General features: G+C 67.1%; 24 protein-coding genes and 1 riboswitch. Of the genes, 10 read left to right on the forward strand and 14 right to left on the reverse strand.

What is annotated here, in order from left to right; genetic code table 11:
• Positions 1 to 539: 539 nt before the first annotated feature.
• Positions 540 to 1,754 (reverse strand): tyrosine--tRNA ligase, encoded by a 1,215-nt coding sequence (gene tyrS / locus QT386_RS20760; protein ID WP_289275661.1) that lies wholly within the window; start codon positions 1,752 to 1,754, stop codon positions 540 to 542.
• Positions 1,755 to 1,964: 210 nt separating this feature from the next.
• On the opposite strand from tyrS, the gene QT386_RS20765 reads away from it, so the two are divergent.
• Both QT386_RS20765 and QT386_RS20770 read left to right on the forward strand, forming a co-directional pair.
• The gene (locus QT386_RS20765; protein WP_289275662.1) at positions 1,965 to 3,350 is read left to right on the forward strand and encodes an OapA family protein; all 1,386 of its coding nucleotides are present in this window, start codon (positions 1,965 to 1,967) and stop codon (positions 3,348 to 3,350) included.
• Positions 3,351 to 3,397: 47 nt separating this feature from the next.
• Complete coding sequence (locus tag QT386_RS20770; RefSeq protein WP_289275663.1) at positions 3,398 to 4,522, forward strand: anhydro-N-acetylmuramic acid kinase; 1,125 nt, start codon at positions 3,398 to 3,400, stop codon at positions 4,520 to 4,522.
• 185 nt (positions 4,523 to 4,707) lie between these two features.
• On the opposite strand, the gene erpA is transcribed toward QT386_RS20770, so the two are convergent.
• From erpA to argC, 4 genes are read right to left on the reverse strand one after another with little or no spacing between them, the layout of a single operon-like run.
• Positions 4,708 to 5,055 (reverse strand): iron-sulfur cluster insertion protein ErpA, encoded by a 348-nt coding sequence (gene erpA / locus QT386_RS20775; protein ID WP_289275664.1) that lies wholly within the window; start codon positions 5,053 to 5,055, stop codon positions 4,708 to 4,710.
• A gap of 39 nt (positions 5,056 to 5,094) precedes the next feature.
• Positions 5,095 to 5,556 carry a polymer-forming cytoskeletal protein gene (locus tag QT386_RS20780; RefSeq protein WP_289275665.1) on the reverse strand — a complete coding sequence of 154 codons (462 nt, stop codon included), beginning with the start codon at positions 5,554 to 5,556 and terminating at the stop codon, positions 5,095 to 5,097.
• The gene (locus QT386_RS20785; RefSeq protein ID WP_289275666.1) at positions 5,543 to 6,313 is read right to left on the reverse strand and encodes a DUF6776 family protein; all 771 of its coding nucleotides are present in this window, start codon (positions 6,311 to 6,313) and stop codon (positions 5,543 to 5,545) included. The genes QT386_RS20780 and QT386_RS20785 overlap by 14 nt, the downstream gene beginning before the upstream one ends.
• Positions 6,314 to 6,329: 16 nt before the next feature.
• Positions 6,330 to 7,364 (reverse strand): N-acetyl-gamma-glutamyl-phosphate reductase, encoded by a 1,035-nt coding sequence (argC, locus tag QT386_RS20790; RefSeq protein ID WP_289275667.1) that lies wholly within the window; start codon positions 7,362 to 7,364, stop codon positions 6,330 to 6,332.
• 88 nt (positions 7,365 to 7,452) lie between these two features.
• Here argC and hemJ point away from each other — a divergent pair, with 88 nt between their 5' ends.
• Positions 7,453 to 7,875 carry a protoporphyrinogen oxidase HemJ gene (gene hemJ / locus QT386_RS20795; RefSeq protein WP_289275668.1) on the forward strand — a complete coding sequence of 141 codons (423 nt, stop codon included), beginning with the start codon at positions 7,453 to 7,455 and terminating at the stop codon, positions 7,873 to 7,875.
• 227 nt (positions 7,876 to 8,102) lie between these two features.
• Here hemJ and bfr read toward each other — a convergent pair whose 3' ends face one another.
• From bfr to QT386_RS20815, 4 genes are all read right to left on the reverse strand, one after another.
• Positions 8,103 to 8,591 carry a bacterioferritin gene (gene bfr / locus QT386_RS20800; protein WP_289275669.1) on the reverse strand — a complete coding sequence of 163 codons (489 nt, stop codon included), beginning with the start codon at positions 8,589 to 8,591 and terminating at the stop codon, positions 8,103 to 8,105.
• Between the two features lie 128 nt (positions 8,592 to 8,719).
• Positions 8,720 to 8,959, reverse strand: a complete 240-nt coding sequence (locus tag QT386_RS20805) for a (2Fe-2S)-binding protein (protein WP_367401474.1) — start codon at positions 8,957 to 8,959, stop codon at positions 8,720 to 8,722.
• Positions 8,960 to 9,023: 64 nt separating this feature from the next.
• Positions 9,024 to 9,551, reverse strand: a complete 528-nt coding sequence (locus tag QT386_RS20810; protein WP_289275671.1) for a DUF2799 domain-containing protein — start codon at positions 9,549 to 9,551, stop codon at positions 9,024 to 9,026.
• Entirely contained in the window at positions 9,548 to 10,066 is a 519-nt protein-coding gene (locus tag QT386_RS20815; protein ID WP_289275672.1) for an RNA pyrophosphohydrolase, read from the reverse strand. The genes QT386_RS20810 and QT386_RS20815 overlap by 4 nt, the downstream gene beginning before the upstream one ends.
• Before the next feature lie 112 nt (positions 10,067 to 10,178).
• Between QT386_RS20815 and QT386_RS20820 the strand changes: the two genes are divergently transcribed.
• Positions 10,179 to 10,856: an HAD family phosphatase gene (locus tag QT386_RS20820; RefSeq protein WP_289275673.1), complete on the forward strand. Its 678-nt coding sequence runs from the start codon at positions 10,179 to 10,181 to the stop codon at positions 10,854 to 10,856.
• Here the strand turns inward: QT386_RS20820 and QT386_RS20825 are convergent.
• Complete coding sequence (locus QT386_RS20825; protein WP_289275674.1) at positions 10,839 to 11,618, reverse strand: inositol monophosphatase family protein; 780 nt, start codon at positions 11,616 to 11,618, stop codon at positions 10,839 to 10,841. The two genes, QT386_RS20820 and QT386_RS20825, sit on opposite strands and share 18 nt — an antisense overlap.
• Before the next feature lie 65 nt (positions 11,619 to 11,683).
• Positions 11,684 to 11,874, forward strand: a riboswitch (cobalamin riboswitch).
• Positions 11,875 to 11,926: 52 nt separating this feature from the next.
• Here QT386_RS20825 and QT386_RS20830 point away from each other — a divergent pair.
• The 3 genes from QT386_RS20830 to QT386_RS20840 all read left to right on the forward strand — a co-directional run bounded on the left by QT386_RS20830 (position 11,927) and on the right by QT386_RS20840 (position 15,484).
• On the forward strand, positions 11,927 to 13,714 hold the full coding sequence (locus QT386_RS20830) for a TonB-dependent receptor (protein WP_289275675.1): 1,788 nt from the start codon (positions 11,927 to 11,929) through the stop codon (positions 13,712 to 13,714).
• A gap of 66 nt (positions 13,715 to 13,780) precedes the next feature.
• On the forward strand, positions 13,781 to 14,323 hold the full coding sequence (locus QT386_RS20835; RefSeq protein WP_289275676.1) for a cob(I)yrinic acid a,c-diamide adenosyltransferase: 543 nt from the start codon (positions 13,781 to 13,783) through the stop codon (positions 14,321 to 14,323).
• A gap of 639 nt (positions 14,324 to 14,962) precedes the next feature.
• On the forward strand, positions 14,963 to 15,484 hold the full coding sequence (locus tag QT386_RS20840) for an acyl-CoA thioesterase (protein WP_289275677.1): 522 nt from the start codon (positions 14,963 to 14,965) through the stop codon (positions 15,482 to 15,484).
• Here QT386_RS20840 and QT386_RS20845 read toward each other — a convergent pair.
• On the reverse strand, positions 15,481 to 16,914 hold the full coding sequence (locus tag QT386_RS20845) for an FAD/NAD(P)-binding protein (protein WP_289275678.1): 1,434 nt from the start codon (positions 16,912 to 16,914) through the stop codon (positions 15,481 to 15,483). The two genes, QT386_RS20840 and QT386_RS20845, sit on opposite strands and share 4 nt — an antisense overlap.
• Entirely contained in the window at positions 16,911 to 17,858 is a 948-nt protein-coding gene (pip, locus tag QT386_RS20850; RefSeq protein ID WP_289275679.1) for a prolyl aminopeptidase, read from the reverse strand. Before pip ends, QT386_RS20845 begins: the two co-directional genes overlap by 4 nt.
• A gap of 299 nt (positions 17,859 to 18,157) precedes the next feature.
• Here pip and QT386_RS20855 point away from each other — a divergent pair, with 299 nt between their 5' ends.
• Genes QT386_RS20855 through QT386_RS20865 form a run of 3 tightly spaced genes read left to right on the forward strand, consistent with a single transcriptional unit; the run spans position 18,158 to position 20,671 of the window.
• Complete coding sequence (locus QT386_RS20855; RefSeq protein WP_289275680.1) at positions 18,158 to 19,879, forward strand: lytic transglycosylase domain-containing protein; 1,722 nt, start codon at positions 18,158 to 18,160, stop codon at positions 19,877 to 19,879.
• A 40-nt stretch (positions 19,880 to 19,919) separates the two neighbouring features.
• Positions 19,920 to 20,276: an iron chaperone gene (locus tag QT386_RS20860; protein WP_289275681.1), complete on the forward strand. Its 357-nt coding sequence runs from the start codon at positions 19,920 to 19,922 to the stop codon at positions 20,274 to 20,276.
• Positions 20,273 to 20,671 (forward strand): hypothetical protein, encoded by a 399-nt coding sequence (locus QT386_RS20865; RefSeq protein ID WP_289275682.1) that lies wholly within the window; start codon positions 20,273 to 20,275, stop codon positions 20,669 to 20,671. The genes QT386_RS20860 and QT386_RS20865 overlap by 4 nt, the downstream gene beginning before the upstream one ends.
• Here the strand turns inward: QT386_RS20865 and QT386_RS20870 are convergent.
• Together QT386_RS20870 and QT386_RS20875 are read right to left on the reverse strand one after the other, a co-directional pair.
• Positions 20,656 to 21,150 carry a DUF456 domain-containing protein gene (locus tag QT386_RS20870; protein WP_289275683.1) on the reverse strand — a complete coding sequence of 165 codons (495 nt, stop codon included), beginning with the start codon at positions 21,148 to 21,150 and terminating at the stop codon, positions 20,656 to 20,658. The two genes, QT386_RS20865 and QT386_RS20870, sit on opposite strands and share 16 nt — an antisense overlap.
• Positions 21,151 to 21,159: 9 nt before the next feature.
• Positions 21,160 to 22,491: a virulence factor family protein gene (locus tag QT386_RS20875; RefSeq protein WP_289275725.1), complete on the reverse strand. Its 1,332-nt coding sequence runs from the start codon at positions 22,489 to 22,491 to the stop codon at positions 21,160 to 21,162.

A 22,491-nucleotide genomic window follows, 5' to 3' on the forward strand; every position in this document is an offset into this window, starting at 1 on the left:
GTGCCGTAAGAGTCATCAACTCTATGCTCAACTTACGTTTGGCTTTACGTTGATACTCTCGGTTGTGTTGCTATGGCTTCTGCCACGCACCGGGAGCACCCACACAAATTACTTGCTAATTTGTTCTTAAAGAACAGTGCTTTAGCGGCTTCGTCGTTTCCGTCGTTGCCGTCAGCGAGGAAGGCGAATTCTAGGGAAAAAACGGGGTGCGTCAACTGTCCCCTTACAACTAATTATTAAGTGTTTGTTACAAAACGATTTTCAGTTTTGAACCAAACCCTGGAACCCCCTCCTGCCGCGCTGTTTTTGATCGTTTTTTGTCCATTTTTTGGTTATTTTCTAACCAGCCTTTCTGCCTCCCGGGATTTCCTCTTCTGCAACAGCCCTTATCCAGCACTTGCCGCCCGTCCCGGCAGGCCGTCTTTGGCCGCACGGGAAGGGGCCGCCCAGCGCGCCGGCCCGCTGCAGCAGTCCCAACGTCTAGCGCCCTGCCGGGCGCCAGACGTGAGAAGGGGCCCTGGCGGGCCCCTTGGGTTTCTTCAGCTCGCCAGCTCGGTGAGCTCGGCGTAGGCGTAGCGCCGGGATCCGACCTGTAGCAGGTAGGTCTGCCCCGGCTTCAGCAGCAGGCCCTTGTCCTCCACTCGCTGCTGGTCCACCCGCACGGCCTTCTGGTCGAGCATGCGGTTGGCCTCGGAGTTGGACGGCACCAGGCCGGCTTCCTTCAATAGCTTGCCGATCTGCAGCCCCGCCGCGGGGGCGGCCACCTTCACGGTGGGGATGTCCGCCGGCAGGGAGCCTTGCGAGAACTGGGCAATGAAAGCCGCTCGGGCCACTTCGCCGGCGCCGGCGCCATGGAAGCGGTCGACGATCTCTACCGCCAGCCCCATCTTGATGTCGCGGGGGTTGGCGCCCTCCTCCACCGAGCGGCGCAGGCCGGCGATCTCGGCCAGGGGCTTGAAGGACAGCAGGTCGTAGTAGCGCCACATGAGGGTGTCGGACACCGACATGAGCTTGCCGAACATCTCGCCCGGAGCGTCGTTGACGCCCACATAGTTGCCCAGGCTCTTGGACATCTTCTGGACGCCGTCCAGGCCCTCGAGGATCGGCACCGTCATGATGCACTGGGGGCGCTGGCCATAGGCGGCCTGCAGGTGGCGGCCCACCAGCAGATTGAACTTCTGGTCGGTTCCGCCCATCTCTACGTCCGACTTCAGGGCAACGGAGTCATAGCCCTGCAGCAGGGGGTAGAGGAATTCGTGGACCGCGATCGGCTGGCCGGCGGCATAGCGCTTGGTGAAGTCATCCCGCTCCATCATGCGGGCCACGGTGTGCTGGGCGGCGAGCTTGATCAGGCCCTCGGCGCCCAGCGGATCGAGCCACTGGCTGTTGAAGACCACCTGGGTCTTCTCGGGGTCCAGGATCTTGAACACCTGGGTCCGGTAGGTCTGGGCGTTTTCTTCAACCTGTTGACGCGTAAGGGGTTTGCGGGTTTCGTTCTTGCCGGTCGGGTCGCCGATCATGCCGGTGAAGTCACCGATCAGGAAGATCACCTCGTGTCCGGCCTCCTGGAAGGCACGCATTTTGTTAAGCAAAAGCGTGTGGCCCAGGTGCAGGTCCTTGGCCGTGGGATCGAAGCCCGCCTTGATTCGCAGTTTCTGGCCTTTCGCCTCCGCCTCTGCCAAGCGGCTGCGAAATTCAGTATCCGGGATGATTTCGTCCGTTCCACGGACGAGTTCGGCGAGATCGGCGGTCATGTGAAATGCAATGGAATAGGGGTAGACGGGGCGGTCATAAGGCCGGGCTCGCTGCAGACTGAGCCGGAGTTACCAGGGGATTTTCTTGCAATGCCTAAAAAAGTATGTTTCCTTACGCATTATGACACCCCGGAGAGACGCCGGTCACAAAGGCGGCCCCGGTCAAAACCGCTGTGCCCCGCGCGGTTTCACGTTTTTTGAGTTATCACGATGAACTTCGATTATAGCCCAGCCGAGCTGGCTCCCCGCCGCTCGGCACGCCGCTCTGTCGTCATGGCAACGGTCTCCGTTGCCATGCTGGCCGCCATTGTCGGCCATGAGAGCATTGCCACCCGCAGCAGCGCGCTCTCCAGCGCGGCGCCGGCCGACGTGGCCGCCGCCTTCCCGACTCCGGGCGCCGATATCGCGCTCGATGCGCAGCTTCAGGCGCAGGCCACGGCGGAAACGCCAGCCGCTCCCTCGCTCACCGACTGGAAGGCGCTGACCGTTGAACGCGGCCAGACGCTTTCGACCATCTTCGAGGCCGAAGGCCTGCCGCACAGCGAATCGCTGCAGCTGCTGACCCTGAGCAAGGATGCGCGCGAGCTGCGCAACCTGCGCCCCGGCGAGATCATCCGCCTGCGCCGCAATGCCGAGGGCAGCCTGGAGGAACTCAGCTACGAGCTGGACGACACGCACACGCTGCAGGTGCGCCGCGTCGACGACAAGCTCGAGGCCTTCACCATCGCCGCCGAGCTGGAGAAGCGCCAGGCCGAAGTGGCCGGCGTGATCGACTCCTCGCTGTTCATGGCCGCGCAGAAGGCCGGCCTGTCGAACCGGCTGACGCTGGAACTGGCGCAGATCTTCAACTACGACATCGACTTCGCCCTGGACCTGCGCCGCGGTGACCGCTTCGTGGTGGTCTACGACGCCTACTACAAGGATGGCAAGAAGCTGCGCGACGGCAACATCACCATCGCGGAGTTCGTGAACAAGGGCAAGGTCCACCAGGCGATGCGCTACGTGGACAAGAAGGGCAACGCCGCCTACTACGCGCCGGACGGCAGCTCCTTCCGCAAGGCCTTCATCCGCACGCCGGTCGACTTCGCCCGCATCAGCTCGGGCTTCAATCCGGGCCGCATGCATCCGATCCTCAACGTGATCCGCGCCCACAAGGGTGTGGACTACGCCGCCGGCACCGGCACCCCGGTGAAGACCACCGGCGACGGCGTGGTGGAGTTCATCGGCAAGAAGAGCGGCTACGGCAACGTCATCATCATCAAGCACGGCCAGAAGTACGAGACGCTCTACGGTCACCTGTCGCGCTTCCGCACCGGCCTGAGCAACGGCTCTCGCGTGAAGATGGGCCAGGTGATCGGCTACGTCGGCGCCACGGGCCTGGCCACCGCGCCGCATCTGCACTATGAATTCCGCGTCAACGGGCTGCACGTCAACCCGATCACGGTGTCGCTGCCGCGCGCCAACCCGCTGTCCAAGTCCGAGCTGGCCGCCTGGCGCAGCGAGAACGCCGGCGCCCTGGCCGCACTGCAGTCGATCTCCATGCAGCAGCAGGCCGCCATGGCCAGCGACGAGCCGGGCAGGACCGCGACGCCCTGATGCGCGCCTGATGCTGCCGTCCACCGGGCTGCAGTAACATCAGGCCGATGACGGAATACTTCATCGGCCTGATGTCGGGTACCAGCATGGACGGCATCGATGCCGCCGTCTGTGCCTTCGACGACACCCTCCCGGAACCCCGCTTCCTCCGCGTGCACGCCCACGCGTCCGGGCACTACCCGGCACCGCTGCGCGAGCGCCTGCTGACGCTGCAGCGCACGGTGCCGCAGCTGTCGCTGCGCGAGCTGGCGGAGCTGGACCGCGACGTGGCCCAGGCCTTTGCCGACACCGCCGAGCTGGCCTTGGAGGCGGCGCGCCTGCCGCGCGAGGCGATCCGCGCCGTGGGCTCGCACGGCCAGACCGTGTTCCATGATCCGGCCGCGACCGGCGGCAGCATCCAGCTGGGAAACCCCTCGTGGATCGCACAGAAGCTGGGCATCACCACGGTGGCCGACTTCCGTCGCGCCGACGTCGCCGCCGGCGGCCAGGGCGCCCCCCTGGTGCCAGCCTTCCACCACGCGCTGTTCGGCGCGGCGACGCTGCCTCGCGTGGCCCTGAACCTGGGCGGCATCGCCAACATCACGCTGCTACCCGGCGCGAATGCCGAAGCAGTCAGCGGTTTCGATACCGGCCCGGCCAATGGCCTGATGGACGAGTGGGCGGAGCGGCACTTGGGCAAGCCCTACGACGAGGGCGGCGAGTTCGCCGCGAGCGGGCAGCTTCAGGCGGAACTGCTGGAGGCGTTGCTGGGCGATCCCTACTTTGCCGCCGCACCGCCCAAGAGCACCGGGCGCGGCGACTTCCACCTGGACTGGCTGCGCCGGCGCTATCCCGGGCTCGATACCCTGCCGCCCGCCGACGTGCAGCGCACGCTGTGCGAGCTGACGGCGCGGACGGTGGCGGATGCGATCCGCAACCATGGCCCGCAGACGCGCGAGGTGCTGGCCTGCGGCGGCGGCACGCGCAACCACCTGCTGATGGAACGCCTGGCAGCGCTGCTGGCACCGATCGCGCTGCGCTCCAGCGCCGACGCGGGCCTGGACCCGCAGCACGTGGAAGCGGCGGCGTTCGCCTGGCTGGCGATGCGGACGATGCACGGGCTGCCGGGGAACCTGCCGGCGGTGACGGGGGCCAAGCGGGCGGTGGTGCTGGGCGGGGTTTATCGGGGCTGATTGCGGGCTCCGCGCGGCGTGGCCTGTGCGGGCGCGGCTGTCAGCCGTTCCTACAAACGACGGTCTATGGGAACGACTCGAGTGCTACTGGAGCACTGAAAAGCAAAAACCCGGCTTCGCTGGGCGAAGCCGGGTCATGGATCCATATCCGCCCTGTAGGAGCAGGTGGTGCCTGCCGCTCGGCGCTAGACGGAGAACGAATTTCCGCAGCCGCAGGTGGTGCTGGCGTTGGGGTTGCGGATCACGAACTGTGCACCCTCGACGCTTTCCTTGTAGTCGATCTCGGCGCCCATGAGGTACTGCACGCTCATCGGGTCCACGACCAGGGTGACGCCGTTGCGGGTCACCAGGGTGTCGCCTTCCTCGGTTTCCTTGTCGAACTTGAAACCGTACTGGAAGCCGGAGCAGCCACCGCCCGTGACGAACACGCGCAGGTTCTGTTTGACGTCGATTTCCTCGTCCAGCAGTTCGCGGACCTTGTTGGCCGCGGCCTCGGTGAAGATCACCGTCTCGAATTCAGCTTCTGCTTCCATCACAGCCACTCTTGCCCTCGCGGGCGTCAAAAGAACCGCTTACAGACCCTTGGCGCGCCGGGCCTCGCTCAGCTGGTCCGTCGACTCGTCGGCCGGCTTCTGCTGCGCGAGCGCTGCAGGGGCCCGTCCGCCTTCGCCTTCGTGCACCAGCTGGCCGTTGACCGTGGCGCCGCCTTCCATCTCGATGATCTTGTAGTAGACGTTGCCGTTCACGCGGGCCTTGGCGGCCAGGGTGATCTTCTCCGTCGCATGCACGTCGCCGATGACGGCGCCGTTCAACACAATATTGGGGACGCGAACGTCGCCTTCAACCAGGCCGGTATCGCTGATCGACAGGGAGGCAGCCTTGTCGCTGTTGGCGATGACCTTGCCCTTGATCTTGCCGTCCACGTGCAGGCCGCCGGAAAAACGGACGTCGCCGAGAATCTCGGTCTGGCGGCCGATCAGGGTGTCCACCGGGGTGGACGAGCTGTTGCCCTTGGGATTGTTACCGCCGAACATTTTCATTTCCTCCAGCTCCCGCCAGGATCCGATTCCACTCGAAGCTTTCCTCGGGTCGGGGAGCGTTTTCGCCATCGATCTGAAGCGCGACGACGACCCGCTGCGGCTTGAAGCCTTCCGGCAACCGGAACTCGCCGCGGAATTCCTCGTAGTACTTCATTGAGAATATCAGCTTTTTGGTATCGCCGAGGGCGATCTCCTCGAGTCCGAGGTTGTGCCGTACGCCACCGTTAAGTCCTTGAATTTCCATTCGTACGCTGCCGCCGAAGAAGCGGTCTTTCTGCGCCGACTGGATCAGGGTGAGATCAAAGCTGTAGGCGCGCGGCTCCTTGTCCTTGGCCTGCAGCTTGATGTCGTGCACGCGCACGCCGGAGCGGGTCTGCCCGGTAGGCGACATGCCGCGGTAGAAGGTCAGCTGCTCGCGCAGGGAGGACACCTCGGTCTGCAGGGCGGTCAGGGATTGCCGGACCTCGTCGCAGGCGTGGGTGTCGATCTCGACCGAGCGCTTCTGGTAGGCAAGCTGGTTGCGCAGTTCGTCGGCCTCGGCCCGAGCGGCGCGCAGGTCACGGGTCAGGGTGCGGCGTTCGTTCTGGGCGCGTTCCAGGTCGGTCTGGGCACGCTCGAAGTCCGTCACCGTGGTGGCACGGGTGTAGGAGTACAGTCCCCACATCAGCAGCGCCACGGCCGCCACGCCGCCGGCTACCAGCCCGGTCTTGAACCAGGGCCGGTGGCGGGCGATGACGATCTTGTGCTGCATGCGGGCGCCCGCAGGCTCAGGGCGACAGCGGCGGGGCGTCGAGGCCCAGGGTCTCGTCCAGGCCCAGCATCAGGTTGAGGTTCTGGATGGCCTGGCCCGACGCGCCCTTGACCAGGTTGTCGATCACCACCAGCACCACGGCGGTCTTGCCGTCCGGAGCCTTGTGCACGGCAATCCGGCAGCGGTTGCTGCCGCGCACGCTGCGCGTCTCCGGGTGCTCGCCCGCCGGCATGACGTCCACGAAGGGCTCGCCCTTGTAGCGCTGCTCGTACAGCGCCTGCAGGTCCACGGCGGGGTCCTTGAGGCGTGCGTACAGCGTGGAGTGGATACCGCGGATCATCGGGGTGAGGTGCGGGCTGAACACCAGGCTCACCGGCGCGTCCGACATGCCACGCAAGCCCTGGGTGATCTCCGGCCAGTGCCGGTGGCCCGGGATGCCGTAGGCCTTCATGGTGTCCGCCGCCTCGCCGAACAGCGAGCCGATCTTGGCCTCGCGTCCGGCACCGCTGACGCCCGACTTGCAGTCGGCGATCAGGTGCTCGGAATCCACCAGGCCGGCCTCCAGCAGCGGCAGGAAGCCGAGCTGCACGGAGGTGGGATAGCAGCCGGGGTTGCCGACGATGCGCGCGTTGGAGACATCCACCCGGTTGACCTCGGGCAGGCCGTAGACGGCCTCGGCCAGCAGGTCCGGGCAGCTATGGTCCATGCCGTACCAGCGCTTGAACTCGGCGGTGTCCTTGAGCCGGAAGTCGGCCGACAGGTCCACGATCTTCACGCCGCGAGAGACCAGCTCCGGCGCCATGGCCATGCAGGCGCCGTGCGGGGTGGCGAAGAACACCGCCTCGCAGTCCGACAGCTGGTCCACGTCCGGGGTACTGAACGTCAGGTCATCGGTGTAGCCCCGCAGGTGGGGAAAGTGCTGGTCCGCACGCAGGCCGGCCTCCTTGCGCGAGGTCAGCTTCGTGACCTGCACCTGGGGGTGTTGCGCCAGCAGGCGCAGCAGCTCGGCGCCGGTGTAACCGGTCCCGCCGACGATTCCGACCTTGATCATGACTCACATCCATCCGTTGAGGGCGCGATAATAGAGGCTCCGGCTCAAAACCTGAACCTCAGCCCACGTAACCGCAGGCGCCTCTGACATGCTCTGGATCAAGTCGTTTCACATCATCTTCGTCGTGGCCTGGTTCGCCGGCCTGTTCTACCTACCCCGCCTGTTCGTCTACCACACCGAGGTCAAGCCCTCGGACGCGGACAGCTACCAGCGCTTCTGCCTGATGGAGAAGCGCCTGATGACGCTGACCACCATCGCCATGATCGGCACCTGGGTGTTCGGGCTGTGGCTGCTCTCGCAGTTCCCGGGCTACATGAAGTCCGGCTGGCTGCACGCCAAGCTGACCCTGGTGCTGGCCCTGTCGGGCTACCACGGCTGGCTCAAGACCCGCGTGCGGGCCTTCGCCCAGGAGCGCAATACCAAGACCGCCAAGTTCTACCGGATCATGAACGAGGTGCCGGCGCTGGCGCTGGTGGCCGTGGTGATCCTGGTGGTGGTGAAGCCGTTCTAGCTTGCCCCCTCTCCCGCTGGCGGGAGAGGATTGGCGAGGGCATGGATGCCCGAGGCAGGGCAACGCATGGGCAGTTGCCGAGGTGAGGGTGGTGCGATGGCGGTTACGCACCTTGCCTCCGATTGGGAGTTTCGCCCCTCACCCCAACCCTCTCCCCGCTTGCGGGGAGAGGGAGCCAATGAAAAAGCCCCGCTTTTCGCGGGGCTTTTTCGTTACGCAGCTTGGCCTTACTCGCCTTCTTCCGCCGGAGCCCCCGCCACCGACTGGATGTAGTTCTGGATGCCCATGCGCTCGATCAGGCCCAGTTGCTCCTCGATGAAGTCAATGTGGTGCTCCTCGCTGTCGAGGATGTCCTCGAACAGCTCGCGGCTGTTGTAGTCACGGACCTGCTCGCAGTAGGCGATGGCGTCCTTGAGCAGGGGCACGGCCTCCAGTTCCAGGCGCAAGTCGCACTCCAGCAGTTCCTTCACGTCCTCGCCGATGTAGAGCTTGCCGAGGTCCTGCAGGTTGGGCAGGCCGTCCAGGAACAGGACGCGCTTGATGAGGCGATCGGCATGCTTCATCTCGTCGATCGACTCGTGATACTCGACCTTCTCCAGCTTCTTCATGCCCCAGTTGCCCAGCATGCGGGCGTGGAGGAAGTACTGGTTGATGGCCGTCAGCTCATTGCGCAGAGCCTGGTTGAGGAACTCGATAACCTTGGGATCACCGCGCATGGCGCGCTCCTGGGTAGGGGGCTAAGGCGCGCAGTGTAGCGCCGGCCCCCAGCTGACGTCCAGTCCAAGTGCCTGTTTTTATTGGTTTTTTAAACGATTTTGCATGCGATTCGCATGCGCGTTCAGCTCTAGGCGCTGAGGGCGACCGGCTGGTTGGCGACCACGGGCATCATCAGCGACGGGGCCGGCAGGGTGGTCAGGGCCTCGCCCAGCACTTCGCGGGCGGCGGGGACACACTTGCCGCAGCAGGTGCCCAGGCTCAACTCACGGGTCAGATCGCGCAGGCTCACGACTTCCCCGGCCGCTACGGCGCGACGGATGTGTCGGTCGGAAACTGCTTTGCAGACGCAAACGATCATGCATCGCATTTAATAATAAATGATAATGATTGTCAATAAACTTCCGATTGCCGGATGACCGGCCGTCGGCCGCTCAGTACCGGGGGCCGTTTTCGAGGCGATCCAGCTGCCGGCGCAGGGAGGCCAGCTCGCGGTAGAGGTAGTCCAGCTCGCGCCGGTGGTAGTAGCGCTGGTCGCGCGTCAGGTTGGGGTCGCCAAGGGCGCGCTCGTGCTCGTCGATGTTGTTGCGCAGGGCGTCGGCGTCCTGCTCCAGCTGGTGGATTTCGCGGCCGCGCTCGTACTCGGGCAGGAAGGCCGCTTCGGCCTCCAGCGGGCAGACGCGCGAGTAGCCGGCACCGCGGCGGCCCTCACGGTAGCCGCTCTCGGCGGTGCAGTAATAGCGCAGGCCCTGCTCGCGGCCGGCGAGATAGCTGCGGTCATCGGGGATGATGCCGTGCTCGCGGCAGGCGGTGCGGTGTTCCTCCAGACGGCTGGCGGGATAGCCCGACTGGCCGTCGCGGGCCCCCAGGTCGGTCCAGTTGGCCTGCAGGCATTCGTTGCGGTCCAGGGTGGCGCAGCCGCCCAGCAGCAGTACCGCCAGTAGCCCGACCGCCCGGTTCACGCCGTGGCCGTCCGGGGGGCGTCCGCGGGCGGCTGGCGCCCGGACTGGCCCAGCAGGGGGGCCAGCTCGGTCAGGGCGCGGCGATAGACATCACGCTTGAACTCCACCACCTCGTCCATCGGCAGCCAGTAGTCCACCCAGCGCCAGCCGTCGAATTCCGGCTTGTCGCTGGCGTCGAAGCGCACCAATTGGTCCTCCGCGACCATGCGCAGGGCAAACCACTTCTGCTTCTGGCCGATGCACAGGCGGCCGCGCGGGCGGCGCAGGTAGCGCTGCGGCAGGCGGTAGCGCAGCCAGCCGCTGGTCACGCCGATGACCTCGACGTGCTGCGGCAGCAGGCCCAGTTCCTCGTGCAGCTCTCGGAACAGGGCGGCCTCGGGGGTCTCGCCGCGCTTGATCCCGCCCTGCGGAAACTGCCAGGCCTGCTGGCCGATGCGCTTGGCCCACAGCACCTGGCCGGCCGCGCTCGTCAGCACAATCCCAACGTTTGGGCGGAATCCTTCTGAATCAATCACTTGCGAGATGAGGATGAATAAGTTCTCGAAGGATAATGGCAAATCCCCCCGGTGCTGTATATGCCCCGGTTAATATGCCGCCCCCGAAGCTTCGACAACCGTCTTCATCATCATGAAAATCGCCGTCTTCGACCTCGATCACACCCTGCTGGCCGCCGACAGCGACTATCTCTGGGGCCAGTTCCTGGTGGAGCAGGGCCACGTGGACCGCGAGGCCTACGAGCGCGAGAACCGCCGCTTCTACGAGGAGTACCAGGCCGGCACGCTGGATATCCTGAAGTTCTGCTCCTTCTCGCTGAAGCCGCTGTCACAGCACAGCATGGAGACGCTGCAGGCCTGGCGCCGGCAGTTCATCCGCGAAAAGATCGAGCCGGTGGTGGCCGCGGGCGCCCCGGCCCTGCTGGAGCGCCACCGCGCCGAGGGGGCGACGCTGCTGATCACCAGCGCCACCAACCGCTTCGTCACCGAGCCGATCGCCGAGCTGCTGGGCGTGCCGCACCTGATCGGCACCGATCCGGAGATCCGCGACGGCCGCTACACCGGCCAGGTCGCCGGGCTGCCCAACTTCCAGGGCGGCAAGGTGGTGCGGCTGAGGGAATGGCTGGCGGCGCAGCCGCGGGCCTACACGCACATGACGGCCTACAGCGACTCGCGCAACGATATCCCGCTGCTGGAGATGGCCGACCAGGCCGTGGCCGTGGACCCGGACGACGTGCTGCGCGACGAGGCGGTGAAGCGCGGCTGGCAGGTGATCAGCCTGCGCCAGGCGCCCTCAGGCGCCGAGGGCTAGCCCGGCGAAGGCCTCGTGCAGGCGGCCGTTGGTCGCCCGCACGGTGGTCGTTTCCAGCCCCACCGGTGCGCCGTCCAGATCGGTGAAGGTGCCGCCCGCCTCGCGCACGATGACGGTGAGCGCGGCGATGTCGAGGATATTCACGTCCGATTCCACTACCGCGTCGATGCGGCCCGAGGCCAGCAGGTGGTAGTGGACGAAGTCGGCGTAGCCGCGGATGCGGTGCAGCTGCGGGATCAGGCGGCCCAGTTCGGACCACTGCGGCGACTTGGCCAGGCGCGCGAGGTTGCCGGTGGACAGCGTGGCCTTGGCCAGGGTGTCGATACTGCTGACCTGCAGGCGCTCCTCGCCCAGCCAGGCACCCTTGCCCTTCTCCGCCCAGATGGTCTCGCCGGCCCCGCCGTTCCAGCAGGGGGCCGAGGACACGCCCAGCACCAGCTCGCCCTTGTGCATCAGCGCGATCTGGATCGAGAACATCGGGTAGCCGCGCACGAAGGCCTTGGTGCCGTCGATGGGGTCCACCAGCCAGAGGTAGTCGGAGTCCTGGTTGGACTTGCCGGTCTCCTCGCCGAAGAAGCCGTGATCCGGGAACCGGGCCTGCAGCACGGCCTTGATCGCCTGCTCCGAGGCCACGTCTACCTCGGTCACCGGGCTGGCGTCGGCCTTGTATTGCACGTCGAAGTTGCCGCGGTAGGCCTTGCGGATGATCTCGGTGGCGGCGGCGGCGGCGTCGAGGGCGGCGCTCAGGAAAGGGCTGTTCATCGGGGAAACGGGTCCAGGGAGGCTCTAATCCGCGCGCATGATACGGGTTCCGGCCCTGCCTGCGTATAATCCGCCCCGCTTCAGGTTCCCCGGAGTGATCCTCCTGGGTTAAACGGGAAGAGCGTGCAAAGCGCTCACTGCCCCCGCAACGGTAAGAGGTTCGGGACCGGCTACACGCCACTGTGCCTCAGGCATGGGAAGGCGCCGGTCCAGCAAGCCTCGAGTCCGGAGACCGGCCTCAAGCAGGCTCCGGCGCCTTGCCGGTTTTTGGTTCTGACGCTGCGGGGATGCAGCGGGGGATATAAATCGTGAAGAAGCTCTTTCTGGGCGCCGTCCTGGCGCCTTTCGCTGCTGTTGCCAATGATGCCGTGATGCTCGACCCGGTCGTGGTCACCGCCACCGGCACGCCGGTCCCCGTTTCCGAGTCGCTGGCCAACGTCATCGTCGTCGACCGCGCCGCCATCGAACGCTCGCAGGCCGACGACGTGCTCGACATCCTGCGCTTCGAGGCCGGCCTCGACATCGGCCGCACCGGCGGCCCCGGCCAGCAGGCCTCGGTGTTCATCCGCGGCGGCGAGTCGAACCATACGCTGGTGCTGGTGGATGGCGTGCGCGTCAATCCGTCCACCATCGGCGCTGCAGCATTGCAGAACATCGCGCCGGAGATGATCGAACGCATCGAGATCGTGAAGGGCCCGCGCGCCACGCTGTACGGCTCGGACGCCATCGGCGGCGTCATCAACATCATCACCCGCCGCGCCGAGGTGTCGAACGCCGACGTGAAGCTGCGCGCCGGCACCGACCAGACGCGCGAGATCTCCGCCCAGGCCGGCTACGCCGACCGCGAGAAGAACCTGAGCCTGCAGTTGCAGAAGCTCGAGACCGACGGCTTCCCGCCCTGCGCCAGCGGCACGCTGGACCGCGGCTACGACCGCCTCAGCGTCAACGCCCGCGGCAGCGTGCGCATCGGCAGCGCCGAGCTGGGCGCGCGCCTCTGGAATGCCCAGGGCAATGTCGAATACGTGGACTTCTGCGGCGCCAACACGCCGCTGGACCAGGACTACCAGAACCAGACCATGGCGGTGGACCTGAAGCTCAAGCTCGCCCAGGGCTGGGACAGCACCCTGACGCTGTCGCGCACCGAGGACGACATCACCCAGAACCAGCCGAACTTCCTCGGCGAACTGGACAATGCGCGCACGATCCGCCCGACGCTGGATTGGCGCAACGTGCTGCAGCTCGGCCAGGCCAACCGCGTCAGCTTCGGCCTGAGCGCCGCCCGCGAGGACGTCACGGCCCGCTCCTTCGGCACCGTCATCGAGGAGCAGCGCGATCTCTACTCCGGCTTCGTGCAGAACGAGCTCACCCTGGGCCGTCACAGCCTGGTGGCCGGCGCCAGCTATGCCGACTACGAGGACTTCGGCGGGCAGCTCAACGGCACCCTGGAGTACGGACTGCGCCTGACCGACTCGACGCGCCTGATTGCCTCGGCCGCCACCGGCTTTCGCGCGCCCGACTTCACGGATCGCTTCGGCTTCGGCGGCAACCCGGACCTGGATCCTGAGGAAGCTCGCAACTACGAGCTCGGCCTGCGCCAGCAGCTGGGCAAGGGCCACAGCGCCGACCTGCGCGTGTTCCAGTCCGACGTCGACGATCTCATCGCGCTGGTGTGCAACCCCGGCTGCCTGAACGTCAACATCGACGAGTACCGCAACCGCGGCGCCGAGCTGGCCTGGAACTACCGCAGCAGCACCTGGATCGCCGGCCTCTCCGGCATCCTGCAGAAGCCGGAGAACCGCGCCACCGGCGACCTGCTGGCACGCCGCGCCAAGCGCTCGGTGAGCGGCCACCTGGTGCGCCGCTTCGGCCCGCACAGCCTGGGCCTGGACGTGCTCGGCAGCGGCGAACGCGAGGAAGGCATTGCGCCTCCGCTCGGCGGCTATGCGCTGGTGAACCTCACTGGCGGCCTGCAGCTGGATCCGGCGCTGCGCCTGGAAGCGCGCATCGAGAACCTGCTGGACAAGGAATACCAGACCGCCCGCGGCTACAACCAGCAGGGCGCTGCCTTCTTTGTCTCGCTGCGCTACGCACCGTAAGCTGCGCGTCCGCCCTCCCTGCCGGGAGGGCGGGCCTTTCCGGCTTCTTCCAGCGAGCGCATCACCATGGGACACCGACTCAGCAAGATCGTCACCCGCACCGGCGACACCGGCACCACGGGCCTGGCCACTGGCGGCCGCCTGCCCAAAGCGCACCAGCGGGTACAGTCCATGGGCGACGTCGACGAGCTGAATTGCCACATCGGCCTGCTGCGCACCCTGCCCCTGACCCCGGGCCTGGATGCCAGCCTGCAACGCATCCAGCACGAGCTGTTCAACCTCGGCGGCGAACTGGCCATGCCGGGCCACGCACTGGTGACCGAGGCGCACGTGGAGAAGCTGGACGAGGAACTGGCCGCGCTGAACGAGAAACTGCCGCCGCTGAAGGAATTCATCCTGCCCGGCGGCTCGCCCGCCACGGCCCAGGCGCACATGGCTAGAGCGGTGGCGCGCCGTGCCGAGCGCGCGCTGTGGGTGTTGCATGCCGCCGAACCGCTGAGCCCGTTCGCGATGCAGTATCTCAACCGGCTGTCGGACTACCTGTTCGTGATCGCGCGGACCTTGGGCAAGGCGCAATCGGGGACGGAGGTTGGTTGGCAGCGGGTTTGAGGCTACGGATTCATACGAGCCCCTTCATCGCGAGATGGAGGGGCTTTTTTGTTGCCCCATTAAAAGCGCTTTCCGTGGGAGGATTTCGACGGTTCTTGAAAGTCCTGGTGAGCGCAGCGAATGCGGTTGATGTACCGGGTTCCCTTCCAGTAGCGTCTGCCTGGGGGTCGAGTGCAGGGTCGAGCCGGACAGGATGTCCGGCCGAGGGGCCTCAGGCCATGGATGTCGTCCCTCGCAGCGTGGAGGGCCCCCACGCAGTGGGGATCTTAGCGTCGCGAGGAGCGAGCAAAAGTTAACCTCCGTATCAAATCTCGCTGAGGGTTCGGGGCAGCGAACCCGACCCGTCGCACTCGTCCACCAGGCAGGTTGCCTCGCCTCAGCGAGGCCGCGGATGGAGGGTGTCCTCTCTTTTTGGTTGCTTTTTCTTTCGACAAGGAAAGAAAAAGTGACTCGCCCTTAGGCGAAATAAAACAACAGAGATCAACGGCTCCTGACCGGCGTAGTCGCCGGCACCACTGCTTCATCTACTCAATGAAAGCTTCGCCCCTCACCTCAACCCTTTCCCCGCGAGCGGGGAGAGGCAGACAAGATGGTGAGATTCTCAAGGTTGTATCCACGAGAGAGAGGTAGGATATCGACATGAACCAGACCATTGTCCTCCCCGCCCGCCCCGTGTCCTTCTCCGCCGTGCGCGAGCAGGTCTACATGGTGTTCCCCAACGATCTCAACGCCAACGACACCGTCTTCGGCGGACTGATCATGGCGCAGATGGATCGCTTTGCCGCCGTGGTAGCCGACCGCCATGCTGGCGGCGTCTGCGTCACCGCCAGCGTCGATGCGGTGCACTTCGTGGCGCCGGCGCGGCGTGGCGACGTGCTGATCTTCAACGCCGCGGTCAACCGGGCCTGGACCACGTCCATGGAAGTGGGCGTGAAGGTGGACGCGCAGAGCTACGACGGCAATAACCGCCGTCATATCCTTTCGGCGTATCTCACCTTCGTGGCGCTGGACAGCGCCGGCAAGCCGCGGCCGGTGGCGTCGCTGCAACCGGAGACGGCAGACGAGAAGCGACGTTACGAGGAAGCGCAACTGCGCCGCGAGAATCGCCTCGCGCATGCGGAGAACATCCGCACGCTGCGCGCGTCGGGCTCGCAGAGCTAGATCAGGTACCGCAGGCGCTCGCCCGCGGGCCGCGACAGGGTCGCACGCAGGCTGTCAGCCAGCCGGGTCACGTGCTGGCGCAGCTCCGGTACCGCGGTGGCTTCCCAGTCTCGCGCCCGCAGGAAGGGGCCGACGTAGCGCAGCCACGGCGACGCAATTCCCTGTTCGTCAATCAGCGCATAGCTGTCGGGATCGATGCGCAAGCCCAGGCCCAGCTCGTCGGGCAGGGCCAGGCCATCGCCGCGCAGGGCGGCCAGCAGCGGCTCGCGTGAGCGGCGCGTGTCGGCCTCGGGGCCGCTGCAGTTGATCACCGCGCCCACGTCCAGGTGCTCGGTGGCGGTCGCGCCGCGGCGGCGCAGTTCCACGATCACGCGGTCCGGCCGCTCGTCGAAGCCGCAGATGCGCCCCGCGACCAAGTGCAGGCCGCCCGAGGCGCGCTCCGCTTCGAAGCGCTGGCCCAACTGCGGCGCGCAGCGGTGGCGGTGCACCTCCCAATAGGGGCGCAGGTGCCGCATGAAGCGCCGACGCTCGTGCCCGGACAATGCATGCCAGAGCGCGGGCGTCGGGCCGCGCAGCGCGCCGATGACGTCGCGCCAGTCGCCGCCCTGTCGCGCCGCATCCGCCACCGCCGCGCGCAGGGCGCGCAGGTAGTGCCGCGCATTCGGGCGCTCCAGCATGCGACGCGGCAGCTCCGCGTCGTAGACCGGCGGCAGTTCCAGATCGCGGTGCGCCAATGGCAGCAGGCCGCGGCGGGACAGCGCATGGATCGGTGCCACGTGGCCACGGGCGCGCAGGTCCAGCACGATGTCGAGCATGGTCAGCCCGCTGCCGATCAGCAGCACCGGCTGCTCGGACTTGACGCCCCAGAGCGCATCCGGCCGCCAGGGGTCGCGCACGTAGCGCGGGCTGCAGTAGAAGCCGCGCTGGGCCTCAGGCAAGGGCGGGTCGGCCGGTGCGTAATGCCCCAGCGCCAGCACTACCTGGTCGGCCCGCAGGCGATCGCCGTTAGCCAGCCAGAGTTCACCGCCGATGCCGTCCGGCACCAGGCGTTCGACGTCGCCGACCACGGCGCGGAACTGGCAGCCGGCTGGCGCGTTGACCGCGGCCTCGGTGAGCAGGGTTTCCAGGTAGTCGCCGTAGAGGCGGCGCGAGACGAAGCTGCCGCCGCCGATGCGCGGATCGTGGCGCCGGGCGAAATCGAGGAAGCCCTCGTCCTCGCCGGGCAGCACACCCATGCGCGCCGCCGGTACGTTGAGCACATGGTTCTCCATGCGCGTGCCGTAGGCCACGCCTCGTGCCATCAGGCCCGAGCGGTTGACCAGCACCACCTTGAGCGGCAACACCGGCGGGCGGCGCAGCAACTGCACCGCCAGCGCCGTGCCGCAGAAGCCGGCACCGATGATCGCGATCGTGGTGCCGGCGGCGCTCATGGGCCGGCGAAGCGGTCTGTGGCTTCCACCAGCCGCGCCAGGATCCCGGGCTCGCTGGCGGCGTGGCCGGCGTCAGCCACCACGTGGAGTTCCGCCTCCGGCCAGGCGCGGTGCAGGTCCCAGGCGGACTTCATCGGGCAGACCACGTCGTAGCGGCCCTGCACGATCACGCCGGGGATGCCCTTCAGGCGGTGCACGTTCTCCAGCAGCCAGTTGTCGCTGTCGAAGAAGCCGCGATTGACGAAGTAGTGGCACTCGATGCGCGCGAAGGCCTCGGCGAAACGGTCCTCGCCGAAGCGCGACACCAGGTCGGTGGACGGAAACAGCTTGCTGGTGGCGCCCTCCCAGATGCTCCAGGCCCGGGCGGCGGCGCGGCGCACCGCCGGATCCTCGCTGGTCAGGCGCTGGTGGTAGGCGCTCACGAAGTCACCGCGCTCGGCCTCGGGAATGACGCTGGTGTAGTGCTCCCAGGCGTCCGGATAAATCCAGCTCGCACCCTCCTGGTAGAACCACTCGACCTCGGCGCGGCGCAGCAGGAAGATGCCACGCAGCACCAGCGCCAGGCAGCGCTGCGGATGCGTCACGGCATAGGACAGCGCCAACGTGGAACCCCAGGAGCCGCCGAACACGACCCAGCGCTCGATGCCGAGCAGCTCGCGGATCTTCTCCATGTCGGCCACCAGGTCCCAGGTGGTGTTCTCGCGCAGCTCCGCATGCGGCGTGGACCGGCCGCAGCCGCGCTGGTCGAACAGCACGATGCGGTACTTCTGCGGATTGAAGAACTGCCGCTGCCAGGGCTCGCAGCCGCCGCCGGGGCCACCATGCACGAAGACCACCGCCTTGCCCTGCGGATTGCCGCTTTCCTCGACGTAGAGATCGTGCAGCGGCGAGACGCGCAGGCGATGGGTGCGATAGGGCTCGAGGGCGGCGTAGGGCTGGGTCATGCGTGGCGATCCAAATGTTATTAATTGTTGAATAATATTGTCGTTGTAATATATATTCACACCAATCAGTCAGCGCCCGCATGCGACGATGCGGCAAGCTGCACGGTCCGCGCGCCGGCTGCAACGTGGCGCATGGGGGACCAGCACACTAATATCGTCGCAGAGATGGCTGCGCACCGCGCGGCCCGGATTCTTTGCAGCAAATGTCGGCCAGAAATTCCAGAACGCGTCGCAGCATCTTAATCGTTTCCGCCCTCTGTTGCGGCTCCGCATTCGCGGAACCGCCGCCGACGCTGGAGATGTCGCCCACGCTGTCGATGCCGCCGACAGCGGCCACGACTGCGCCGGCCACCGCGCCTTCCGTTCCGCCCACCGCCGCCAACCCGTCCGCGGTCCCGCTGCCGCCGCCGCCCGTCGCGGCCGCTCCGGCGCCCAAGCCCCTGGTCACCGTGGCGGAAGACCCCGCCTCGCCCTTCACGCGTTATGCCTCGATGCAGCCGCGCGTGGAGTTCTGGACGAAGGTCTTCGGCGAGTATTCCGAGCTGCAGAGCGTGGTCCACTCGGCCGAGTACACCGACAAGGTCTACGCCGTGCTGGACTTCCGCGGCGACGCCGTGCGCATGAACCGCTTCGCGCTGGCCACCTGGCGCAGCAGCGAGGAAGAGCGCGTCAAGTCGCAGGTGGAGCGCCTGCTCAAGTCGGTGCACGAAAAGCGCCGCAACCCAGAGTCGATGAACGCCGACGAGCGTCGCATCTTCGACCTCTACGCCGACATCAAGGACGACAACCGCTTCGAGAAGGCCATGGGCACTACGCGCGCCCAGCGCGGCCTGCACGAGCGCACCGAGGCGGCCCTGGCCACCTCGGGCAAGTACCTGCCGGAGATGGAGCGCATCTTCCGCGGCTACGGCCTGCCGGTGAAGCTGACGCGCCTGCCACTGGTGGAATCCAGCTTCAATGTCGAGGCCTACTCCAAGGTGGGTGCTGCGGGCCTGTGGCAATTCATGCCCTCGTCCGCAAAGATCTACATGCGCCTGGACAACCTGGTGGACGACCGGCGCGATCCCTGGACCTCCACCGACGCCGCGGCGCGCCACCTGCGCGACGACTACCGCGTGCTCGGCGCCTGGCCGCTGGCGGTGACGGCCTACAACCACGGCCGCGGCGGTGTGTCCCGCGGCCTGCGCGAGACCGGCGGCACGGTGCTGCCGGACCTGATCCGCGACTACAAGGCCAAGACCTTCGGTTTCGCCTCCAAGAATTTCTACGCCGAGTTCCTGGCCGCGGCCGACGTCGAACGCAACCACCAGAAGCATTTCGGCGAGGTCACGCGCAATACGCCGGTGGCCTTCGACGTGGTCGAGACCAAGCACTACGTGCCCTACGAGACGCTGCGCCGCCTCTGCGGGGCCGACGACGAGTTGTTCCGCAAGCTCAACCCCGCCTACCGGCCGGAGGTCATCGAGGGCAAGCTCTACGTGCCGCCGGGCCACCTGATCCGCGTGCCTGCCGGCAGCGCCAAGAGCTTTGACGTGGCCTACGCCAAACTCGACGCCGGGCAGCGCTTCGACAGCCAGCGCGTGATGTTCCTGCTGCACCGCGTGAAGCGCGGCGAGACCCTGGGCAAGCTGGCCAAGCAATATGGCGTCAGCCAGAGCGCCATCATGCGCGCCAATGACCTGGGCAAGAACAGCAAGCTGCGCCTGGGCCAGGTGCTGAAGATGCCGCCGCATGCCGAATCCCGCCCCGGCCCGGTGACGGTGGCGCTGGGCGAGTCCAAGCCGCAGCAGACGCGCGAGCAGAAGCAGGCCGAAGCCACTGCCGAGAAGCGCGCGGCCAGCGCCAAGCCCACCAAGAAGACCAGGAAGCCGCAGGTCCGCACGCACAAGGTCACCAGCGGCCAGACCCTGTCCGGCATCGCCGCGCGCTACGACGTCTCCGTGGAAGAGCTACGCGCCGCCAACGGCCTGAAGAAGACCAGCGTGATCAAGCCGGGGCAGAAGCTGAAGGTGCCCAACTAGGTCTTGCCCGCGAACTGGAGGATCGGACAGGAGGCGTTGCATGACCGTCCGCGACATCGACGCATACATTGCCTGCTTTCCGGCCGAGGTGCAGCAAGTGCTGCAGCAGGTCCGCGCCACGATCCGCGCGGCAGCGCCGCAAGCCGAGGAGAGGATCAGCTATCAGATGCCGGCCTTCTTCCAGGATGGCGTGATCGCCTACTTCGGCGGATTCAGGAAGCATATCGGCTTCTATCCGCCGGTCGAAGGGGATGCCGTGCTGCTGCGTGCGGCCGCGCCCTATGCCGGCGAGAAGGGCAACCTGCGCTTCCCGCTGGACCAGCCGATCCCCTACGAGCTGATCGGGCGGATCGTGGAGGCCCGGGTCTGCGCGAAAGCGGCTCGGGGCCGCCGGTGAACTCCATCCTCGTGCCGCTGCTGCGCGGGATCGACCGGGCGACATCCGCCGGTGCCTACCTGCAGGCCCAGGACGAAGCCCTGGTCATGGCCGCCGCTCAGCATGAGCAACTGCAGATCGACGCCCGGGAGCAGGAGCACCCCGGTCTGCGCATGGAAGCCCTGGGCCTGATCGCCCTGCTGTCGCGGGACGATGCGGCAAATCTGCTGCTCGTCAGCGCGCAGGACGATCCGGACCTGGCCGTGGCGGAGCATGCCAGGGCCCTGCTATACCATCTCGACATCGCCCGGAACGTGCGCGAGTCCGGCCGGATGTCCGCGGAGCAGATCGCCGCCTACCAGGGCAAGCTGCGCCGGCAGCGTGCCGACGCGCGCTTTGCTCAGAGGACGAAGTAGGACAGCACGAAGATGCCGATCATGGCGAAGGACAGCGCGACCTTCGCCAGCGTGCCGAACAGCAGGCCCAGCCAGGTGGCGATGCCGACCTTCGCCGCCTGGCCGCTGTCGCCCCGCACCGACAGCTCGCCGATCACCGCGCCGGCGAAGGGCCCGAGCAGCAGGCCGGGAATGCCGAAGAAGATGCCGACGATGCTGCCGATCAGCGCGCCCCAGATCGCGCGCGAACTGGCGCCGACACGCTTGGCGCCCATGGCGCTGGCGGCGAAATCCACGATCACCGACAGCAGCGTCAGCACGCCGAGCAGGCCCATGGTGAAGCCGCCGACGCGTTGGTAGCCGTCGATCCAGGCGGCCAGCCACAGGCCGATGAAGATCATCGGCACGCCGGGCAGGATCGGCAGGATCGTGCCGGCCAGGCCGACGCCGACCAGCAGGAAGACGACGATCCACAGCCAGGGAGAGAGGGCGGCGTCCATGGGAAACGATCAGCGCTTCGCCGATTGCAGGATGACCTGCGCGAGCTTTTCGTAGTCACCGTTGAAGTGATGCCCGCCTGGCAGCCAGACGATGCGGTGGCGCTTGGGATCGAGCTGGCGGCAGACGCTCTCGTCCTCTTCCTTGGCACAGATCGCGGTCAGGCTCGCGTCCCCGGCGAGGCGGTCCATCTCCGGCAGGATCGGATGCGTGCCGCTGGCGCCGATCCAGTTGCTGAGGTGGAACTCGAAATGCGCCTGCTCGGTCTGCGCCATCGGCGCGGCCAGCTTGACCTGCGCGCGCAGGGCCGGCGGCAGGCGATTGAGCGCAAAGGGCAGCACATCGCCGCCCTGCGAGAAGCCGATCAGCCAGACATCCTGCCGCTGCCAGGCGACCTGGTAGTGGCGGATGACGCGGGCCAGGTCCGCCGCCAGGCCCTCGGGCGTGCGCACCTTCCAGAAGTAGCGCAGCGAGTCGAAGCCGACCACGGAGACGCCCTTGGCTACCAGGGCCGCTGACACTTCCTGGTCCAGCCCGGCCCAGCCGCCATCGCCGGACAGGAAGATGGCGAAGGCCTTGCCGGACTGCTTCGCCGGCATCTCCAGCAGCGGCAGGTCGGCGACGTCGGCCGAGCGCGCCGCGGGTGGTGGCGGCAGGCGTGATGCCAGGCTGCGGTAGGCGGCGCGCACGGCGCTGGGGCCGGCAGGCTCCTTGAGCGTGCGCATGGCCGCCTGTGGCACCTTGCCCAGGAAGCGTTCCACCCGCGCCGCCTCGCAGGCCGGTGCCGGTGGCTGCAGCACGGCGAAGGGATCGCGCAGGGCGGCGGGGCGGTACTCCCAGCGGTCCTGCTTGCGGCGCGCCTGCAGGCCGCCATCGCCCTTGCACAGCGGCTGCTTCATGGCCAGCTCCGGGCAGAAATCCAGCGCCAGCGCGGCGGTGAACGTGCTGCCGTCGGACTGGCCCAGCAGTCCGTAGGTGAAGCCGGCGCCGATGCCCTGACCGACCAGGATCGGCGGGTAGTAGCCGTTGACCTGGGCATAGCCCTGCATGTGACGGCTGAGATTCTCCAGGTCGCCGTTGGCGAACTGGCAGTCGCCGCCGTCCGCCTCCATCTTGCGGAAGAAGGCGCCGGTATCGATCACCGCGACCAGCGCGCCCTCCTGCGTCAGCGCGCGCGCCAGGCCGCGCGGGTCGCTGCCATCGTCGGTGAACAGGAAGGCGAAGCTGCGCGGCGCGCTCTGCGGGCGCTCCAGCGTGAAGTCGTCGAAACGGCCGTGCGACAGCGTCTCGCCGGCCTGGGCGGCGGGCAGCAGGGCGGCGGCCAGCAGCAGCGTTGCGAGCAT

This window comes from Solimonas sp. SE-A11 (assembly GCF_030345715.1).
Taxonomy (GTDB): Bacteria; Pseudomonadota; Gammaproteobacteria; order Nevskiales; family Nevskiaceae; genus Solimonas_A.

Coding starts and splice junctions, on each gene's coding strand:
- tyrS (WP_289275661.1), bottom strand. CDS start 1,754: ATGACCGCCGATCTCGCCGAACTCGTCCGTGGAACGGACGAAATCATC.
- QT386_RS20765 (WP_289275662.1), top strand. CDS start 1,965: ATGAACTTCGATTATAGCCCAGCCGAGCTGGCTCCCCGCCGCTCGGCA.
- QT386_RS20770 (WP_289275663.1), top strand. CDS start 3,398: ATGACGGAATACTTCATCGGCCTGATGTCGGGTACCAGCATGGACGGC.
- erpA (WP_289275664.1), bottom strand. CDS start 5,055: ATGGAAGCAGAAGCTGAATTCGAGACGGTGATCTTCACCGAGGCCGCG.
- QT386_RS20780 (WP_289275665.1), bottom strand. CDS start 5,556: ATGTTCGGCGGTAACAATCCCAAGGGCAACAGCTCGTCCACCCCGGTG.
- QT386_RS20785 (WP_289275666.1), bottom strand. CDS start 6,313: ATGCAGCACAAGATCGTCATCGCCCGCCACCGGCCCTGGTTCAAGACC.
- argC (WP_289275667.1), bottom strand. CDS start 7,364: ATGATCAAGGTCGGAATCGTCGGCGGGACCGGTTACACCGGCGCCGAG.
- hemJ (WP_289275668.1), top strand. CDS start 7,453: ATGCTCTGGATCAAGTCGTTTCACATCATCTTCGTCGTGGCCTGGTTC.
- bfr (WP_289275669.1), bottom strand. CDS start 8,591: ATGCGCGGTGATCCCAAGGTTATCGAGTTCCTCAACCAGGCTCTGCGC.
- QT386_RS20805 (WP_367401474.1), bottom strand. CDS start 8,959: ATGCGATGCATGATCGTTTGCGTCTGCAAAGCAGTTTCCGACCGACAC.
- QT386_RS20820 (WP_289275673.1), top strand. CDS start 10,179: ATGAAAATCGCCGTCTTCGACCTCGATCACACCCTGCTGGCCGCCGAC.
- QT386_RS20825 (WP_289275674.1), bottom strand. CDS start 11,618: ATGAACAGCCCTTTCCTGAGCGCCGCCCTCGACGCCGCCGCCGCCGCC.
- QT386_RS20835 (WP_289275676.1), top strand. CDS start 13,781: ATGGGACACCGACTCAGCAAGATCGTCACCCGCACCGGCGACACCGGC.
- QT386_RS20840 (WP_289275677.1), top strand. CDS start 14,963: ATGAACCAGACCATTGTCCTCCCCGCCCGCCCCGTGTCCTTCTCCGCC.
- QT386_RS20845 (WP_289275678.1), bottom strand. CDS start 16,914: ATGAGCGCCGCCGGCACCACGATCGCGATCATCGGTGCCGGCTTCTGC.
- pip (WP_289275679.1), bottom strand. CDS start 17,858: ATGACCCAGCCCTACGCCGCCCTCGAGCCCTATCGCACCCATCGCCTG.
- QT386_RS20855 (WP_289275680.1), top strand. CDS start 18,158: ATGTCGCCCACGCTGTCGATGCCGCCGACAGCGGCCACGACTGCGCCG.
- QT386_RS20860 (WP_289275681.1), top strand. CDS start 19,920: ATGACCGTCCGCGACATCGACGCATACATTGCCTGCTTTCCGGCCGAG.
- QT386_RS20870 (WP_289275683.1), bottom strand. CDS start 21,150: ATGGACGCCGCCCTCTCTCCCTGGCTGTGGATCGTCGTCTTCCTGCTG.
- QT386_RS20875 (WP_289275725.1), bottom strand. CDS start 22,491: ATGCTCGCAACGCTGCTGCTGGCCGCCGCCCTGCTGCCCGCCGCCCAG.